The sequence below is a fragment of the Tersicoccus phoenicis genome, from assembly GCF_001968835.1.
Lineage (GTDB): Bacteria > Actinomycetota > Actinomycetes > Actinomycetales > Micrococcaceae > Tersicoccus > Tersicoccus phoenicis.
The window spans coordinates 207,815-225,664 of the sequence record NZ_MRDE01000016.1 but is presented as its reverse complement, the minus strand read 5'-3'; the positions used below and the strand labels follow the sequence as shown (position 1 = coordinate 225,664).

Below are 17,850 nucleotides of genomic sequence, written 5' to 3'. Positions count from 1 at the left end.
TACGTCGGCGTGCCGGGGGAGAGGCGCCCGGTACGTCGCTGTGCCGGGGGGGGGCGGCGCGGACCGGGAGGAGCGGCACAATGGAGTGCGGAACCGGAACCGACGAGGAGAGCCGATGATGTGGGGCAAGCGTGAGGACATGGTCGTGCACGCGCCGGAGCCGTTCAACGCGGAACCGCCGCCGCAGGCCTTGGTCGACGACATCCTCACGCCGGTCGGGACCTTCTACAGCCGCAACCACGGCCCGATCCCCGACCTCGACGCCGGGGAGTGGCGACTGACCGTGGACGGGCTCGTCGACACGCCGCTCACCCTGGACCTCGCTGACCTCCGTGCCCGTTTCCCCGAGCGGACCCTCACGGCCACGCTGCAGTGCGCGGGCACCCGGCGCACCGGTCTGATCGCCGTCAGGGACATACCCGGGGAGACGCCGTGGCGGGACGCCGCCGTCTCCACCGCCACCTGGACGGGCGTCCGACTCGCCGACGTGCTCCGCGCCGCGGGGGTGGACGCCGGCGCGATCGACACCGCGGGGGTGGACGGCGGCGCGGTCGACACGGCGGGGGTGGACGCCGGCGCGATCGACACGGCGGGGGTGGACGCCGGCGCGATCGACACGGCGGGGGTGGACGGCGACGCCGCGTGCGGTGCGATCGACGCCGGCCGGCAGCCGGCGCGCGCCCGGCACGTCGCCTTCGCCGCCCCCGACGTGGCCCTCGGTGCCCGGCCGCCACAGGGCTTCGGCGGCTCCATCCCGCTGCACAAGGCGATGGCGCCCGAGGTCCTGCTCGCCTGGGCGATGAACGGCGCTGCCCTGACGCCGGTGCATGGCGCGCCACTGCGGGTGGTCGTGCCGGGGTGGATCGGCGCGCGCAGCGTCAAGTGGATCGAGCGGATCACGGTGCAGACCGAGCCGTCGGACAACTGGTTCCAGGCCACGGCCTACCGGATGCTGCCGCCCGACGCCGACCCTGCCACCGCGCCACCCGGTACTGGCTTCTCGCTGGGGGAACTGGCCCTGACCAGCGCGATCCTGGACCCCGCCGACGGCACCACGGTGCCCGCCGGGCCCGTGACCGTCGCCGGCTACGCGCTCGCGGGCGGTGGCCGCGGCGTGGCCCGCGTCGACGTCTCGTCCGACGGAGGATCGACGTGGGTGCAGGCCGATCTCGGGGAGGACCGTGGCCCCTGGTGCTGGCGGCAGTGGAGCACCGTCGTCGACGCCGACCCTGACGAACATGCCGGTGGGCTCGCCCTGATCGCCCGCGCCTGGGACTCCGCCGCCGCCCTCCAGCCCGAGGACCCCGCGGGCCTGTGGAACCCGAAGGGCTACATGAACAACGCGTGGCCGCGCACCCGGGTTCACGTCTCCGCGGGCGGCCAGCACGCGGGCAGGGCAGCCGACCCGCGCGCCGGCCAGGAAGGCGGGACCCCGTGACGGCTCCCCAGGGTCCGCCGCAGCCGTCGGTCGAGCCCGATCACGAGGCGCAGTTCCGGGGCAGCCTGAGCCGTCGGCTGCTGCCGGGTGGCCAGGATCCGGATCCGCGGTTCACGCTGGCCAACGAGCGGACGTTTCTGGCGTGGATCCGCACCTCACTCGCCCTGCTGGCCGGTGGCATCGCGATCGAGGCCTTCGCCGCCGACGTGTTCGAGGCACCGTTGCGCAAGACGGTCGCCGTCATCCTCATCGTGCTCGGCATGCTCGTCAGCGGTGGTGCCTTCACGCGCTGGGTGCGGGTCGAGCGGGCGATGCGGGAGAAGCGGCCCCTTCCTCTGCCGCTGATCGCCCCGATCCTCGGCTTCGGCGCGGCGCTGGGGGCGCTCATCGTCCTCGTGCTGGTCGCTGTGCGTTGAGCGCCGCGATGACGACGGTGGTGCACGGACCGGCCGGATCACCGTGAGCACCCGCGTGTGGTGGCCCTCGACCGCCGATCCGGGACTGCAACCGGAACGGACGACCCTGGCGTGGTCCCGTACGCTGCTCGCGCTGCTGGTCGCCAGTTCCGTCGGTCTGCGTTGGTTGCCGCACTACGGCCCCGGCATCCTCGCCCTGCCGTTGCTCACCCTGCTCAGTGCCGCCGTCATCCTCGCCACCGCCCGCCACCGGCACACCCGCAGCGTGCACGGCATCCACCGGGACGCGGTCCACGCCGCCGTCGGGCCGGTCACCGCGCTGACGCTGGTCTGCCTCGCCCTCGGCGTCGTCGCGGTGGTGCTGGTGCTCGAGGACTGACCCGCCCGCGTCCGGCGAGTCACCGCGCTGACGCCGACGTGCGTTGCGCTCGGCGTCGCGGTGCTGCCGGCTCGCGCGCGGGGCGAGTCAGGCGCCGCAGACCGCGAGCACGATGCGTTCCCGGATGCGTGTCAACTGCTCGGCGGTGATCCGCGACGGGGTGGGGTGGACGCGTCGCAGCGACACGCTGGTGACGTGATGCGCCAACGCCCAGCAGATCGCATCGGCGCCATTGTCGGCTGACGGTTCGATCGGCTCCGCGAACGACCGGTGCGCGAGTCCTTCGTCACGGGTCAGCGGAACCACGAGGATGTTCGGATAGTCGTCCGGGAACAACTCGTGATCCTCCACGACCACCGCTGGGCGCAGCCTGCCCGGCTCATGGGGCAGAGCCCCGACGCGCCAATCGACTACCAGGATGCTGCCGGCCGCATGGCGGCTCATGGCAGATCGGTGAGCGGGGTCCCGAGCGCGTCCAGTTCGTTCCGCGCGTCGGGATGTTCAGCCAGGTGTGCCACGACCCGATCCCCGTCCGCACGGATCGCCGCACGCCGCACCCGTCGTGCTTCGGCCTCAGCGATCTCCCGCACGAAGGCGCTCAGTCCCTTGCCCTGCCCACGGGCTGCTGCCTCCAGCGCGGCCCGGTCGTCCGCATTCAATCGAATGGTCAGCGTCTCACCCACATACACCATTGTAGGACACCGGAGTAGCACGCGTTGGTGTCTACTTCCGGGACTGGACCGCGCCTACTCCTTGGCGCCCTTGAGGGAGCCGGTCACGCCGCCGGACTCCCGGCCGACCAGGCACAGCACCTGCCGGTCCGTCTGCCCCCGCCAGCTGCGCTGCGTGGGGTACAGGTAGAGCATCGTGTACGTCGACTGGTCGTTCGGCACGCCGACGAAGTCCGCGAACGCGGTGCGGCACTCCCGCTCAGCGACCGTGCCGGCCTCCTCCATGCCGGGAAACGTGGGCTCCGCCATCGTGTGGGCGGCGTACACCTCGAAGGCGTGCGACCGGTCGCACGGGATGACGTCGACCGTCTCGATGTTGTTCGCGGGATCGATCGGGCCGGTGCAGTCGCCGACCTCGAGAGCGAACGCGCTCGTCCGGGCCGTCTCGGTCACTCGCCCGAGGGCGTCGCGCGGCGGGTCGGAACTCGGGGCGCCGCAGCCGGCGGTCACCCCGACCAACGCGGCCAGACCCAGCGCCAAGGACGCGATCCGGAGCACGGTCGACGGCCGGACGGGAACCGCGTCCCGCATGCCGCCTCCCCTCGCTGGGTCGCTACCTCGTGTCCGTTCAGGGTAGACCTCGAGTCATGGCGGAGCGCCTCGCCGGACCGTAGACTCCCGTCCAACGGCCCGCGCGGGCCGCACCGGCCCCGAGTGACGACCTCATGATCGGCGACCTGACCTCCACCTCCGCACAGGGACGTGCCCGGCACGCACACCAGGCCCTCGGCGACGGCGCCGCGGACCTCGACGGTCTGCGCGCCGTCGTCCGCAGCTCCTGGTTGCGCTCCCTCGAGCTGCGGTCCGGCGCGGCACCCGCCCCGGCGCCCGGGGGTTTCCTCGACGAGCTGGACCGTTACCGCCGGGCCCACCCCATGGCCGCCGTCATGCCCGTGGTCGAGCGCTTGCTGATCCGGCCGAGCGCGTCGACCGGGCTGCTGGTGGCGATCGGCGACGGGATCGGGAACCTGCTGTGGGTCGAGGGCGACGACGACGCCGTGCGGCGGGCCGAGTCGCGGTTCTTCGCTCCGGGGATGGACTGGTCCGAGCGGGTGATGGGCACCAGCGCACCGGGCACCGCCCTGGCCACCGGCGCGGGCGTGCAGATCAGCGGGGCCGAGCACCTGAGCGAACTGGCCCACATCTTCAGCTGCACGGCGGTGCCGCTGCACGACCCGGACACGGGGGCGGTGATCGGGGTCGTCGACATCACCGGCGGGCCGGAGGCGGTCGCGCCGCACACGCTCGCGCTCGTGCAGGCGACGGTCGCCGCCGCCGAGGCCGAGCTGCGGATCGCGCGGCTGACCCGGAAACCGCACCGGACCCGGGGCGCCGGCGCCGGCGCTCCGAGCCCGCACCGGGACGTCCTGCAGATCACCGGGCGGGATCGCGGGCTGCTCAGCCTGGGCGGGAGCAGCCGCGAGCTGAGCCGGCGGCACACCGAGATCCTCACGTTGCTGGTGCACCACCGTGACGGCCTGACCGCTCAACAGCTCGCGGCTCTGCTCCGTGTCGAGCCGGAGCCCGCCACGCTGCGCGCGGAGCTGGTGCGGCTGCGCCGGGTGCTGACCGGGCTCGGGGCCGGTGACGCGCTCGGCTCGCACCCGTATCGGCTGACCACCGACGTGACGCTCGATGCCGACCAGGTGGTCCGGTACGTCCGCCGCGGCGCGCACCGGTTGGCGCTGACGCTGTACCGGGGACGGCTGCTGCCCCACTCGGTCGCCCCCGGGATCGTCGCCCTGCGAGTGGAGGTGTCCGCACAGTTGCGGGAATCGATCCTGGCCGACGCCGGCCACGAGGCGCTGATGACCTACCTGGAGCTGCCCGAGGCCGCCGACGACGTCGACGCCTGGCGGCTCGCGCTCGAGCTGTTGCCACCGCGCTCACCGCGCCGTGCCGGCGTCGTCGCTCACCTGGCGCGGCGGTCGCCGTGACTACCGACCGGCGCGCCCCATCGGCAGATGCGGGATGCCGTCCTCGCTGTAGGGGTCCCCGGTGACGGCGAACCCGAACCGGGCGTACCAGTCGGCCAGGTGAGCCTGGGCATCGAGCAGGATCGGGGCGCCGGGTGCCAGCTGCTCGCAGCGGGCCACGGCCGCTCCCATCAGGGACGAGGCCACCCCGCGTCCGCGCACCGTCGCACTGGTCGCGACCCGGCCGATCCGCAGCACCGTGCTGTCGTCGTCGGGCGCGGGCTCCCGCAGGATCCGCAGCGTGGCGACGGGCAGTCCGTCCTCGGCCGCCCACATCAGCTCCGCGCCCGGGTCGATGTCCCTGCCGTCCAGCTCGGCATAGGCGGCCCGCTGCTCGACGACGAAGACCCGCACCCGCAGCCAGAGCAGGCGATAGAGCAGGGTGGGGTCGCAGGCGGAGACGGGGGCGTGGTGGATGTCGAAGGGCACGGTCCACCGTACCGAGCCGGCCGCGCTGCAACCCCGCTGCAACCCTCCCAGGGCCGTCCGGCGCTAGCGTGATCCGCATCACGTAAATGACGACGTCCGTCAGGAGGATCAGCATGACCGTCTACGCGCAGCCCGGCCAGGAGGGCGCACTCGTCTCCTTCAAACCCCGGTACGACCACTGGATCGGCGGTGAATGGGTCGCCCCGGTCAAGGGCCAGTACTTCGAGAACATCTCCCCGGTCACGGGCAAGCCGTTCTGCGAGGTCGGCCGCGGCACCGCCGAGGACATCGAGGCGGCCCTGGACGCCGCCCACAAGGCCGCCCCCGCGTGGGGCCGCACGTCGGTCGCGGAGCGCGCCGTCATCCTCAACCGGATCGCCGACCGGATCGAGGAGAACCTCGAGCTGCTCGCCGTCGCGGAGACGTGGGACAACGGCAAACCTGTGCGGGAGACCCTGGCCGCGGACCTGCCGCTGGCGGTGGATCACTTCCGCTACTTCGCCGGCGCGATCCGGGCCCAGGAGGGCTCGCTGAGCCAGATCGACGAGACCACCACGGCCTACCACTTCCACGAGCCGCTCGGCGTCGTCGGGCAGATCATCCCGTGGAACTTCCCGCTGCTGATGGCCACCTGGAAGCTCGCCCCCGCGCTCGCGGCCGGCAACGCCGTCGTGCTCAAGCCGGCCGAGCAGACCCCGGCCTCGATCATGGTGCTGATGGAGTTGATCGCGGACCTGTTGCCCGCCGGCGTCCTGAACGTCGTCAACGGCTTCGGGGTCGAGGCGGGCAAGCCGCTCGCGTCGAACAAGCGGATCCGCAAGATCGCGTTCACCGGGGAGACCACCACCGGACGGCTGATCATGCAGTACGCCTCGCAGAACCTGATCCCGGTGACGCTGGAGCTCGGCGGCAAGAGCCCGAACATCTTCTTCGAGGACATCGCCGCCGCCGACGACGCGTTCTACGACAAGGCGCAGGAGGGCTTCACCATGTTCGCCCTCAACCAGGGCGAGGTGTGCACGTGCCCGTCGCGGGCGCTGATCCAGGAGTCCATCCAGGGCGACTTCCTCGACGCCGTCGTCGAACGGACCAAGCGGATCGTGCAGGGCAACCCGCTGGACACGGCCACGCAGGTCGGCGCCCAGGCCTCCAATGACCAGCTCGAGAAGATCCTCTCCTACCTGGACATCGGCCGGCAGGAGGGTGCCACGGTGCTCACCGGTGGGGCCCGGGCGGAGCTGTCCGGGGACCTGGCGGAGGGCTACTACGTGCAGCCGACCATCTTCGCCGGTCGGAACAGCATGCGGATCTTCCAGGAGGAGATCTTCGGTCCCGTGGTCTCGGTGACCTCCTTCACCGACTACGACGAGGCCATTCACCTGGCCAACGACACCCTCTACGGGCTCGGTGCGGGCGTGTGGAGCCGCAACGGCAACGTCGCCTACCGGGCGGGCCGCGACATCCAGGCCGGCCGCGTGTGGGTGAACAACTACCACGCCTACCCGGCGCACGCGGCCTTCGGCGGGTACAAGTCCTCGGGCATCGGGCGGGAGAACCACCGGATGATGCTCGACCACTACCAGCAGACGAAGAACCTGCTGGTCAGCTACGCCGAGAGCAAGCTCGGCTTCTTCTAGGCCGAAGCCGGGCGGTTTCCGGGCGGGCGGTCGACTGGCCGCCCGCCCGGTCCCGCTTCCCGCTCGGTCCCGCTTCCCGCTCGGTCCCGCTTCCCGCTCGGTCCCCAGCCCGCTCGGTCCCGCTTCCCGCTCGGTCCCCAGCACATCGGAGGATCCCATGACCACGCCGACCGCCGACCTCGATGCGCGCGTCACCGTGCCCGGTGAATCCGCCTCCCGGGTGGCCCTCACCCCGGCCGCGATCACGCTGCTGCAGACGCTCTGGGCGCAGCACGGCCCGTTGATGTTCCACCAGTCGGGTGGCTGCTGCGACGGCTCCTCGCCGATGTGCTACCCCGCCGGGGAATTCATCACCGGGGACGCCGACGTGCTGCTCGGTGTGTTCGACCTGCCCGCGGGTGATGCCGCCGGAACCGAGGACGGCACGCTCGGCGAGATCGACTTCTGGATGTCGGCCGAACAGTTCACCTACTGGCGGCACACCCGACTGCGGGTCGACGTCGTCGACGGACGCGGCAGCGGCTTCTCCGTCGAAGCGCCCGAGGGCAAGCGGTTCCTGATCCGCAGCACCCTGCTCCCGTCGCCGACTGATTCCCCTTCCGCGAGCTGACTGGTTTCCCCAGCGCCTCTCCCCCTGACAGAACCCTCCGTCGACCTTCCTCGCTCGCCGGTGCACCCCGACCGCTGACTGGTCAATAGACGCGGGAAATGTGGCTGTCCGGTCACGAATTCACGCATCAACTGACCAGTCGATGGGAGGGGGGCCGGAGCACGGGCGAAAGCGGCAGGGGAGAAGTCGCGGGGGAGGTGCGGAAGGGAGAGGAGACGGGGCGCGCGCGCGTCATGGCGCCGGATCCGTCGGTGCCAGCGTCTAGCCTTGAGTGCAGACGGGTCGTGGGGTGTCCGTCGCCGCGGGACGAGACGTGTTCCGCGGAGCCTGTCATCGCGCCGACGCGTCGACGGGCCACTCACTGCGGGACGGATCCAGGCTCGGCATCGAGCGGGTCCGCCCACCGGACCGAGGGGAGTCGCGGGTGGAACGACGCACACTCGATGACGGCCGCGACGTCGCGCGCACGACGCCGGACGTCGCGCGCACGACGCCGGACGCCGCGGGTAACGAGGTCGGCAACGGGGGCGGCCGCAGCACGACCACGCCACGGCGGGTCGATGAGCGCGCCGGCCGGTCGGGCCACATCGGCGGCCTGGACGGCCTCCGGGCGCTCGCCGTCGTCGCCGTGCTCGTCTACCACCTCAGTCCCGCCCTGCTACCCGGGGGCTACCTCGGGGTGGACGTCTTCTTCGTCGTCTCCGGTTTCCTCATCACCACCCTGTTGCTCCGGGAGCGGGACCGCTCCGGGCGGGTGGCCCTCGGCCGGTTCTGGCTGCGCCGTGCTCGCCGGCTGCTCCCGGCGCTCGCCGTCGTCGTCGTCGTCAGCGTGGCGCTCGGCCTGTTGGTCGGCAAGGACCTGCTGGTCGGGATCGGCCGGCAGACCCTCGGCGCCCTGACCTTCTCCAACAACTGGCTCGAGATCGCGGCCGGGTCCAGTTACTTCGCGCGCACGTCACCTCAGCTGTTCGTGAACTTCTGGTCGCTCGCCGTCGAGGAGCAGTTCTACCTGGTCTGGCCGTTCCTGTTCCTCGGGCTGATGGCGCTGCCGATCCGGCGCAGCACCCGGGCCTGGGTGGCCGCCGCCGGTGCCTTGGCCTCGGCGTTGGCGATGGCGGTGCTGTTCACTCCGGGCACGGACGCCACCCGCGTCTACTACGGCACCGACACCCACGCCTTCGGGCTGCTGCTCGGCGTCTGCCTCGCCTTCGCGTGGGACGGCGGGCACGGGATGAATCTGAGCCGTCCGCGGTGGCGACGTCGGCGGGTCCCGATCTCGCTCGGCGCCCTGGTGCTGCTGGTCGGGGCGATGGCGGTGATCGCCTCCGACGGCGCGTTCGCCTACCGGGGCGGCATTTTCATCGCCTGCGTCATCACGGCGGTCCTCATCCTCACCCTGCTCGAGGGCGCGAGCCCGGTGCAACGCGTGCTCGACAGCCGCCCGGTCGCCTGGGTCGGGGAACGCTCGTACGGCATCTACCTCTGGCACTGGCCGGCGCTGCTGGTCGCGGACGCGCTCCTTCCCACCGCCGTCGAGTCGCCTGGGTGGTGGATGGCCCGGATCCTCGCCCTCGTGGTCGCGGTCGTCGTGTCCGCACTGTCCTACCGCTGGGTCGAACTGCCGATCCGCCGGCACGGGTTCCGCGCGACCGGCCGGGTGGTCCTCGAGGCCCTGCGCGGAGGTGCGCGGGGGCTCACGACGCCGCGGGCGGTCGCCGGTGTCGCGGCCACGGTGCTGGTGCTGGCCGTGATCGGGATCGTCACCGCCCCGGAGAAGTCGGCGGTTCAGGCCACGATCGAACGGAACCAGTCGCTCGTCACCGGCACGGTGCCGACCGGGCGGGCCCCGGCCTCGCCGGACGCCACGCCGGGACCGGGCACCCCGGCGCCGTCGACCACTGCGAGTGCTGCCGCCCCCGGTGCGACGGCACCGGCGAGTGCCGCACCCAGTGCCGCGCCCAGCGCGACGCCGTCCGCCTCGACCGGCGCGCCCACGACGTCGTCGCCCGCTCCCGACGGGGGACCGCCGCTGGCCTATCCGGCGGGGGAGGAGACCATCGCGATCGGCGATTCCCTCGTCGTGACCAGCGCGGACGGTCTGCGGGACCGGTTCCCCGGCCTCGCGTTCGACGCGCAGTCCAACCGGCAGTGGCCGGACGGGGCCGCCGCCGTCGAGGCGCGGCTCGCCGCCGGCACGATGCCCCGCGCGGTGATCCTCCATTTCGGCACCAACGCCGGCGTGCCGGATCCGGAGCTGGTCCGGAAGGTGCTGGACAAGCTCGGCCCGGACCGGATGGTGGTGCTGGTCAACCTCTACGGCGCCAGCCCGTTCGTCCCGGAGGCCAACAAGGTGTTCGCCGAACTCGCACAGGGCCGGCGCAACGTGATCGTCGCGGACTGGAACAAGGCGATCGCCGGCCGTGTGGATCTGCTCCAGCCCGACCAGATCCATCCCGGCATCCTCGGCGCCCATCTCTACGCGGACACCATCAAGCAGGCGTTCCGGGATCTGGCCGTCCGTACCGGCGGCGCCGTGCCGACGGGCTGGGAGATCGCCAAGGACTACTGAGCGCCTGGGTGTCCGCAATGGCGGGCATGCACACAGATGCCCAAAGACCCTCACTCCACCGGCAACGACCCGAGGATCCGGTGCAGCGTCGCCCGGTCCTGGGCGGTGAGCGCTCCGAAGAACTCGGCGTTGCGCTCGGCCCGGGCGGCGTCGATCGCCTCGACGAGGCGACGGCCGTCCTCGGTCGGGCTCACCAGGGTAGCCCGCCGGTCCAGCGGGTCGGGCTCGCGGGTCACGAGTCCCTTCTCCTGCAGCGCGTCGACCACCTCGGTCGCCGAGCGAGCCGCGATCCGCAGCCGGTCCGCGACGTCCCGCAGCCGCGCCCGGTCGGTCTCGCCGATGCAACGCAGCGCCCGGGCATGGTGCGGAGTGATCCCCCACGGCTCCAACTGTGCCAGCATTCGCCGCCGCATCGAGCGGGAGACGGCGTGGAACAGTTCGGCCAGTTCACGAGGGTCGGCGGCGTCGTTCACGGCGCCAGTCTACCGATTGCGCGGTAACCACATAGTGAGGTAACCTCCTGAATAGCCGTGAGCCGCCGGGTGGCCGCTCCCCGCCCGCCGCCGACCTCGTGATCAGGAGGAGACGCATGACCGAAGCCGCCACGATCGGTGGGCGCTCACATGGCACCGCCCGGGTGGACCCCGCCGACGCCGCCACCCTGGCCGAGGCGCCGGTCTCCTTCCGCCGCGTCGCCGGCCTGTTCCGTCCCCATGCCGCGACACTGACGATCGTCGCCGTCATCATCGCGATCTCCTCGATCGTCGGGCTCGCGCAGCCCTTCCTGGTCCGGGAGGTGATCGACGTCGCGCTGCCCCGGCAGGACGTGACGGTGCTGCTGTGGTGCGTGGGCGGCATGCTCGCCGTCGCCGTCGTGACCGCCCTGCTCGGCGTCGTGCAGACCTGGCTTTCCACGGCGGTGGGGGAGCGCGTCATGCACCGCCTGCGGACCGAGGTGTTCACCCACGTCCAGCGGCAGTCCCTCGGGTTCTTCACCCGGACCCGCAGCGGCGAGGTGCAGTCCCGGCTCACGCACGACATCTCCGGCATGCAGGCCGTCTTCACGACGACGGCGACGTCGATCGCCGCGAACCTGACGACCGCGGTCGCCACCGCGGCCGCGATGGTGGCGCTGTCCTGGCAGCTGAGCCTGATCTGCCTGGTCGTCATCCCGCCGGCGGTGTGGTTGAGCCGGCGGGTGGCCCTGCTGCGACGCGACCTCACCGCCCAGACGCAACGCCACCTCGCGGCGATGCACTCCCAGGTCGAGGAGAAGCTCTCCGTCAGTGGTGCCCGGCTGGCCAAGACGCTCGGTACCACCGCGCGGGACACGGCCGCGTTCACCGACACGTCCGCGCGACTGGTCGACCTCGACGTGCGCTCCCAGCTGGCCGGCCGCTGGCGGATGGCGACGATGAGTATCGTCTTCTCGGCGATCCCCGCCGTGCTGTATCTGGTCGCGGGGCTGCCGGCGACGTCCGGCGCGATGACCATCGGCACCCTCGTGGCGTTCATCGCGCTGCAGACCACCATCTTCCGGCCCATCATGGCGCTGCTGAACGTCGGCGTGCAGTGGGTGTCCTCGATGGCGCTGTTCAGCCGGATCTTCGGCTATCTGGACCTGCCCGTCGAGGTGGCGCCGCCCGAGCGTCCCGTGCCGCTGGACCCGGTCGGCGTGCGCGGCGAGGTGCGGTTCGACGGCGTCGGCTTCGGCTACGGAGACGGCCCGAACGTGCTCTCCGGCGTCGACCTGACCGTGCCGGCCGGAAGCTCTCTGGCGGTCGTCGGGCACACCGGTGCCGGCAAGAGCACGCTGGCGTCGCTGCTGCCCCGGCTGCACGACGTCGACGCCGGCGCCGTCACCATCGACGGGGTGGACGTGCGCGACCTCGCGCCCGAGACGCTCGCGGCGATCGTCGGCGTCGTCTCGCAGGAGACGTATCTCCTGCACGACACCATCCGGGCGAACCTGCTGTTGGCGGCTCCGGACGCGACCGAGCCGGACCTCTGGGCGGCGTTGCGAACCGCCCGGCTGGCCAGTCTCGTCGCCGGGCTGCCGGACGGGCTCGACACCGTGGTCGGCGCCCGCGGGTACCGGTTCTCCGGTGGCGAGCAGCAGCGGCTCGCGATCGCCCGCACCGTGCTGCGTGACCCGCGGATCCTGGTGCTCGACGAGGCCACCAGCGCCCTGGACAACGGCACTGAACACGAGGTGCTCGCTGCCCTCGACGCGCTCGCCGCCGGCCGCACCACGATCTCCATCGCCCACCGGCTGACCACCGTGCAGGCCGCGGACCAGATCGCCGTGCTCGACGGCGGCCGGGTGGTCGAGCGCGGCACGCACGCGGACCTGCTCGACGCCGGCGGCCCCTATGCCCGGTTGGTCCGCGCCGTCGAGCGCGGCGGGGAGCTTCCGGCGCAACGCCCGGCGGCGTGACGCCCGGCAGCGTGAGCGTCCGGTCTGCCCACCCTCCCGTCGACGATCGCCGACCCCGCCGCGCTCACGCCGAAAGTGCGGACGTTGCACTCAAACCGGCCGGATGACTGCGTCACCCGCACACTCGACGGTAAGGAGGCGCCTCGTCCGTCGCCGATCGCCGACCCCGCCGCGCTCACGCCGAGAGTGCGGACGTTGCACTCAAAGCGGCCGGATGACTGCGTCGCCCGCACACTCGGCGACAAGGAGGTGCCGCAGCGAGCAGCGAGCAGCCGGGTTCATCGCGACACATGACGACACACCGTTGTGTACGACGTTCACATCGACAGCATCTGCTCGGTAGAGTCCAGGATCATGGCTCGCTCCACGTACCGACACGGCGATCTGCAACGCGCGCTGATCGACGCCGGGCTCGAGTTGGCCCGGGGGAGCGGGCCGGACGCCGTCGTGCTGCGGGAGACGACCCGCAAGGCGCAGGTCGCCGCGAGCGCCGCCTACCGGCACTTCACCGACCGCGACGCCCTCGTGCACGCCGTCTCCATGGCTGCCCAGGCGCATCTGGCCGAAGCGATCGAGCGGGCCCAGACCGAGGAACTGGCCGGGCTCCCGGCCGACGCCGACGACGTCGCCCGCTCCCGTGCCCTGCTCCGTTCCGTCGGTGCGGGGTACCTCGGATTCGCCTGGGCCGAACCGGGCTGGTTCCGCACCGCGTTCTGGGTGCACGAGGACCTTCGGGACGCCGCCGCGCCGATGACGGCGGGCCCGCTCGGCAAGACGCCCTTCCAGATGCTCGGTCACGCCCTGGACACCCTGGTCGACGCCGGCGTGCTGCCCGCCGATCAGCGGGCGGGCGCCGAGGTGCTGGCCTGGTCGACCGTGCACGGCATGGCGACCCTGACCATCGACGGGCCGCTGCGCGTGATCGATCCGGCGACCCGGTGGACGCTGGCCGGTCGGCTGCTGGCCATGGTCGAACGCGGACTGTAGACGTCGGCCGGACGTCACCGGTCGCCCAGGACCTCCCACTCCTCGACCGGTCCCGGCACGACGTCGAACAGGGGATGCGGCACGCGGTCGGCGGCGGCGAGGCGGTCGTGCCACGCGGGGTCGCGTCCGGCCGTCTTGGCCAGCAGATGCGCCCACTCGTGGTCGAGCTGGCCGGTGGTCACGGTCATCCGCGCCGGGGGGACCGCCGTCGACGGCGGCACCACGACCAGTCCCCGGTTGAACGTGAACTCTCGCGCGTCGGCCTCGTCCGCCAGTCCGGCGAGGTACGCCCCGACGGAGGCGACCGGGTCCACCATCCGACGGAACCGGGTCAGCTGCGGATGGTTCCGGTAGCCCTTCGTCCGACCCTGCAGCACCTTCTGCGCCAGCAGTGACTCGCGCCAACAGGCCACCAGCCCCCGCCGGTCCAGCAGCGAGGGGTGCAGGCTCCACAGACGCATCCGGCAAGGCTATCGGCGGGGCGAGTAGGTTCGGGAACGGGACGATCAAAAGGGAGGCCCCGAGGATGACGCCGACGACGCGGTGGGACGCACCGGAGAACGAGGTGATGCGCCGTCTCTACGAGCAGCGGTTCCGCGGGCTGCACGCCGACGGGGTCGACCTCGACGGGGAGGGTCGCCTCCTGGACGCCCTGCTGCCGCGGAACGCGACGGTGCTCGACGCCGGGTGTGGCACCGGGCGCCTCGCCGCTTACCTGACCCGGCAGGGGCACACGGCGGTGGGCGTCGACAAGGACCCCGCCCTGATCCGTGCCGCCCGGGAACTGCAGGCTGAGCGGGTCCGCGTCGTCCAGGGCGACCTCGTCGACCTCGACGCCGGCACGCTCGTCCGTGGAGGGCTGCCCGGCCGTTTCGACGCCGTCGCCGCGATCGGCAACGTCCTGGTCTTCGTCGCACCGGGCACCGAGCGGACGGTCCTGGCACGTTTCCGGGCGTTGCTGCCCGACGGTGGGCTGCTGCTGACCGGGTTCGCCACCGACCGCGACTACACGGTCGCCGACCTCGACCGCGACGCCGCGGCCGTCGGCTTCGTCCTGCGCCACCGGTTCGCGACGTATCAGCTGGCCCCCTTCACCGACGACGCCGGCTGGGCAGTCACCGTGTTCGACGCGGTGGCCGCGGACGGAGGGACGCGATCAGCGGGAGTGAGGTCCGGTCATCGATTGGACCCGCGGAGTTGCGTCCTCCACACTGAACGGTGACACGGATCACGCCGGCTCCCGAAGCCGACCGAGGCGCGAGGAAGCACACTCATGACCGTCACCACCCGCTCGCCCTGGACGTTCGCCCTGTGCTGGCTGACCGTCGTTTTCGAGGGCTACGACATCGTCGCCCTCGGCGCGGCCATCCCGCGGCTGCTGGACAGCCGTTACGCCGGTATCACCGCCCTCGACGCCACCTTCATCGCCACCATCTCCCTGGTGGGGGTCGGCATCGGTGCGGCCGCCATCGGCCCGATCACCGACCGGTTCGGCCGCCGCATCCCGCTGATGCTGTGCGTCCTCGTCTTCTCGGTCTTCACCCTGATCTTCCCGGTGCTGCCGAACACCGGGCTGCTGGCCCTGGCCCGGTTCCTGGCGGGCCTCGGCCTCGGCGGGTGCATGCCGGTGGCCGTGACGATGATGCAGGAGAGCGCCCGCGAGAACGGCAAGGCGCACTCCAGCACCATGACCATGACGGGCTACCACGCCGGAGCGGTCACTGCCTCGCTGCTCGCCATCGTGTTCGGCGCCCACTGGGGCTGGCTCTTCACCCTCGGCGGCGTGCTGGGCCTCGTGCTGCTCCCGGTCATGTGGGCGAAGCTGCCCGAGACCAGCACCGTGGCGACCGGTGGGCACGACGACGCCCACCCGCGCGTGCGGCCCGCCGACGTGCTGCGTCAGCCCTACCTGCGCACCACGCTGGGACTCTGGGTCGCGGCGTTCATGGGGCTGCTGCTCGTGTACGGGCTGAACACGTGGCTCCCGCAGCTGATGCGCGGGGCCGGGTACGGCGTCTCGAACTCCCTGCTGATGCTGCTCGTGCTCAACGTCGGGGCCATCATCGGCCTGCTGGTGGGCGGCCGCATCGCCGACCGGCGCGGGGTCAAGGGCACCACGATGTTCTGGTTCGGCGCCGCAGCCGTCCTGCTGCTCCTGCTCAGCATCCGGATCCAGAACGAGATCCTGCTCAACGCCGTCGTCCTCGTCACCGGCGTCTTCGTCTTCTGCGCCCAGGTGCTCGTCTACGGGTTCGTCGGCTATCTCTACCCCCGGCAGATCGTGGCCACGGGCATGGGCCTGACCTCCGGAGTGGGCCGCATCGGCGCCATCGTCGGCCCCTGGTTCACCGGACTGCTCGTGGCCGGTGGCGTCGCGTACCCGGGCGGCTTCTACCTGTTCGCGATCGCCGCGGTGCTCGGCGTGCTCGCGGTCGCCGTCATCCCGAAGCCGCGGTTGACGACGCCGACCGACGGGCAGGCGACGCGCGCTGCCCGCGCCGCGTGAGCGGTGTGTCGAACGACGGCGTGCCTCCCTGCCGTACCGAACCCCCGAGAAGGAGCAGACCGTGACCACCGTGAACGACGCCGCCTGGGAGCTGCTGCGGCACCACGGCATGACCACCGTCTTCGGCAACCCGGGCTCAAACGAGCTGCCCTTCCTCGCCGGCATGCCGGAGGACTTCCGGTACGTGCTCGGACTGCACGAGGGCGCCGTGCTCGGAATGGCCGACGGCTTCGCCCAGGCCACCGGCCGCCCGGCGTTCGTCAACCTGCACGCGGCCTCCGGGAGCGGCAACGCCATGGGCGCCCTGACCAACGCCTGGTATGCCCACACCCCGCTGGTCATCACCGCCGGGCAGCAGGTCCGCTCGACCGTCGGCCAGGAGGTGATGCTCTCCAACGTGGACGCGACCGTGCTGCCGCGGCCCCTGGTCAAGCACGCCGCCGAGCCGACCTGCGCCCAGGACGTGGTGCGCACGCTGTCCCAGGCCGTGCACACCGCCACGCTCGACCCCGCCGGCCCGGTGTACGTCTCCGTTCCGTACGACGACTGGGCGGCACCGGTCGGCACGGACACGGCCCATCTGCTGGACCGGCGGGTCGTGGCGGGCGGGGCAGTCGCGGAGGCGGAGATCGCCCGGATGGCGGGACTGCTCGACGCGGCGGAGGCGCCCGTGCTCGTGCTCGGTCCGGACGTCGACAGCGCCCGCGCCAACGACGACGCCGTCGTGCTGGCCGAGCGACTCGGCGCGGACGTGTGGGTCGCGCCGTCGGCGTCACGCTGCCCGTTCCCCACCGTCCACCCGGCGTTCCGCGGGGTGCTTCCCGCCTCCGTCACCGGTATCACCGAGCGGCTGACCGGTCACGACGTCGTCCTCGTGATCGGCGCCCCGGTGTTCCGGTACCACCAGTACGACCCGGGCGAGTACCTGCCCGCCGGGACCCGCCTGCTGCACGTCAGCTGCGACCCCGGTGAGGCGGCGCGGGCGCCCATGGGCGACGCCGTGGTGACCCCGATCGGGCCCGCGGTCGCCGCGCTCGCCGAGGCGGTCACCGAGCGGGGCCGCCCGGCCCGCTGGGACACGGCCGAGGGCGCCGACGAGGCGTCCGTCCCGGACGCGGGAGCCCGCGCCGCCGGTGGCCGTTTGGTGGCCGCGGACGTGCTCGCCACCATCGACGCGCTCGCCCCCCGGGACGCGGTGTACGTCAACGAGGCGACCTCCACGGTGGGCGACTTCTGGGCGAACATCCGGATGCGCCGGCCCGGCAGCTACTACTTCCCGGCGTCGGGCGGTCTCGGCTTCGGCATGCCGGCGGCGGTCGGCGTGCAGCTGGCCGATCCGCAGCGGCGGGTGATCGCGGTGATCGGCGACGGATCCGCCAACTACGGCGTCACCGCCCTGTGGAGCGCGGCCCAGTACCGGATCCCGGTCGTCTTCGTCATCCTCAACAACGGGACCTACGGCGCCCTGCGCGGGTTCGCGACCAAGCTCGACGCGCTCAACGCCCCCGGACTGGACGTGGCCGGCATCGACTTCGTGGCGCTCGCGGAAGGGTACGGCGTCCCCGGTCGTCGGGCGGCGACGCTCGAGGAACTGCGCGCGGCCCTCACCGATGCGCTCGCGGCCGACACGCCGACCCTGATCGAGGTCACGACCGAGGCGCTGGCCCGGATGTGATGCCCGACGTGTGAGCGGGAACACCAGCACCGGCCCGGCCGTTGGCCCCAGTACCGAGAG

18 protein-coding genes are annotated in these 17,850 nt (G+C 72.3%); 12 read left to right on the top strand and 6 right to left on the bottom strand.

Translation table 11 applies throughout. The features are described from left to right. Positions 1-115: 115 nt before the first annotated feature. The 3 genes from BKD30_RS03665 to BKD30_RS03655 are packed head-to-tail and all read left to right on the top strand — an operon-like array spanning position 116 to position 2,233. Positions 116-1,438 carry a molybdopterin-dependent oxidoreductase gene (locus BKD30_RS03665; protein WP_076702053.1) on the top strand — a complete coding sequence of 441 codons (1,323 nt, stop codon included), beginning with the start codon at positions 116-118 and terminating at the stop codon, positions 1,436-1,438. After that, complete coding sequence (locus BKD30_RS03660) at positions 1,435-1,854, top strand: YidH family protein (protein ID WP_076702050.1); 420 nt, start codon at positions 1,435-1,437, stop codon at positions 1,852-1,854. The genes BKD30_RS03665 and BKD30_RS03660 overlap by 4 nt, the downstream gene beginning before the upstream one ends. A gap of 43 nt (positions 1,855-1,897) precedes the next feature. Further along, positions 1,898-2,233 (top strand): DUF202 domain-containing protein, encoded by a 336-nt coding sequence (locus tag BKD30_RS03655; protein ID WP_076702048.1) that lies wholly within the window; start codon positions 1,898-1,900, stop codon positions 2,231-2,233. 87 nt (positions 2,234-2,320) lie between these two features. Here BKD30_RS03655 and BKD30_RS03650 read toward each other — a convergent pair whose 3' ends face one another. The 3 genes from BKD30_RS03650 to BKD30_RS03640 form a co-directional block, all read right to left on the bottom strand. Then, on the bottom strand, positions 2,321-2,677 hold the full coding sequence (locus tag BKD30_RS03650; RefSeq protein WP_076702045.1) for a type II toxin-antitoxin system PemK/MazF family toxin: 357 nt from the start codon (positions 2,675-2,677) through the stop codon (positions 2,321-2,323). Beyond that, positions 2,674-2,916, bottom strand: a complete 243-nt coding sequence (locus tag BKD30_RS03645) for a type II toxin -antitoxin system TacA 1-like antitoxin (RefSeq protein WP_076702042.1) — start codon at positions 2,914-2,916, stop codon at positions 2,674-2,676. Before BKD30_RS03645 ends, BKD30_RS03650 begins: the two co-directional genes overlap by 4 nt. A gap of 63 nt (positions 2,917-2,979) precedes the next feature. Further along, positions 2,980-3,495 (bottom strand): septum formation family protein, encoded by a 516-nt coding sequence (locus BKD30_RS03640; RefSeq protein WP_076702039.1) that lies wholly within the window; start codon positions 3,493-3,495, stop codon positions 2,980-2,982. A gap of 134 nt (positions 3,496-3,629) precedes the next feature. Between BKD30_RS03640 and BKD30_RS03635 the strand changes: the two genes are divergently transcribed. Then, positions 3,630-4,901, top strand: a complete 1,272-nt coding sequence (locus tag BKD30_RS03635) for a GAF domain-containing protein (RefSeq protein WP_076702037.1) — start codon at positions 3,630-3,632, stop codon at positions 4,899-4,901. Here the strand turns inward: BKD30_RS03635 and BKD30_RS03630 are convergent, their stop codons facing one another. Continuing rightward, the gene (locus BKD30_RS03630; RefSeq protein ID WP_143588032.1) at positions 4,902-5,369 is read right to left on the bottom strand and encodes a GNAT family N-acetyltransferase; all 468 of its coding nucleotides are present in this window, start codon (positions 5,367-5,369) and stop codon (positions 4,902-4,904) included. A gap of 113 nt (positions 5,370-5,482) precedes the next feature. Here BKD30_RS03630 and exaC point away from each other — a divergent pair, with 113 nt between their 5' ends. From exaC to BKD30_RS03615, 3 genes are all read left to right on the top strand, one after another. Beyond that, positions 5,483-7,006: an acetaldehyde dehydrogenase ExaC gene (gene exaC / locus BKD30_RS03625; RefSeq protein ID WP_076702034.1), complete on the top strand. Its 1,524-nt coding sequence runs from the start codon at positions 5,483-5,485 to the stop codon at positions 7,004-7,006. Positions 7,007-7,163: 157 nt separating this feature from the next. Then, positions 7,164-7,616, top strand: coding sequence for a DUF779 domain-containing protein (locus tag BKD30_RS03620; protein ID WP_076702031.1), 453 nt, complete (start codon positions 7,164-7,166; stop codon positions 7,614-7,616). A 424-nt stretch (positions 7,617-8,040) separates the two neighbouring features. Continuing rightward, a complete protein-coding gene (locus BKD30_RS03615) occupies positions 8,041-10,185 on the top strand; it encodes an acyltransferase family protein (RefSeq protein WP_083955977.1) in 2,145 nt (714 codons plus the stop codon). Between the two features lie 50 nt (positions 10,186-10,235). Here BKD30_RS03615 and BKD30_RS03610 read toward each other — a convergent pair whose 3' ends face one another. Beyond that, complete coding sequence (locus tag BKD30_RS03610; protein ID WP_235861400.1) at positions 10,236-10,658, bottom strand: MarR family winged helix-turn-helix transcriptional regulator; 423 nt, start codon at positions 10,656-10,658, stop codon at positions 10,236-10,238. A 116-nt stretch (positions 10,659-10,774) separates the two neighbouring features. Between BKD30_RS03610 and BKD30_RS03605 the strand changes: the two genes are divergently transcribed. Beyond that, the gene (locus BKD30_RS03605) at positions 10,775-12,622 is read left to right on the top strand and encodes an ABC transporter ATP-binding protein (protein ID WP_076702029.1); all 1,848 of its coding nucleotides are present in this window, start codon (positions 10,775-10,777) and stop codon (positions 12,620-12,622) included. A gap of 354 nt (positions 12,623-12,976) precedes the next feature. Next, on the top strand, positions 12,977-13,609 hold the full coding sequence (locus BKD30_RS03600) for a TetR/AcrR family transcriptional regulator (protein WP_076702216.1): 633 nt from the start codon (positions 12,977-12,979) through the stop codon (positions 13,607-13,609). Between the two features lie 14 nt (positions 13,610-13,623). Here BKD30_RS03600 and BKD30_RS03595 read toward each other — a convergent pair whose 3' ends face one another. Next, positions 13,624-14,070: a pyrimidine dimer DNA glycosylase/endonuclease V gene (locus BKD30_RS03595; RefSeq protein WP_076702026.1), complete on the bottom strand. Its 447-nt coding sequence runs from the start codon at positions 14,068-14,070 to the stop codon at positions 13,624-13,626. 65 nt (positions 14,071-14,135) lie between these two features. Here BKD30_RS03595 and BKD30_RS03590 point away from each other — a divergent pair, with 65 nt between their 5' ends. From BKD30_RS03590 to mdlC, 3 genes are all read left to right on the top strand, one after another. Further along, positions 14,136-14,831: a class I SAM-dependent methyltransferase gene (locus BKD30_RS03590; RefSeq protein WP_076702023.1), complete on the top strand. Its 696-nt coding sequence runs from the start codon at positions 14,136-14,138 to the stop codon at positions 14,829-14,831. A gap of 51 nt (positions 14,832-14,882) precedes the next feature. Further along, a complete protein-coding gene (locus BKD30_RS03585) occupies positions 14,883-16,115 on the top strand; it encodes an MFS transporter (RefSeq protein ID WP_076702021.1) in 1,233 nt (410 codons plus the stop codon). A gap of 61 nt (positions 16,116-16,176) precedes the next feature. After that, on the top strand, positions 16,177-17,790 hold the full coding sequence (gene mdlC, locus BKD30_RS03580; RefSeq protein ID WP_076702018.1) for a benzoylformate decarboxylase: 1,614 nt from the start codon (positions 16,177-16,179) through the stop codon (positions 17,788-17,790). The last annotated feature ends 60 nt before the right edge of the window (positions 17,791-17,850 follow it).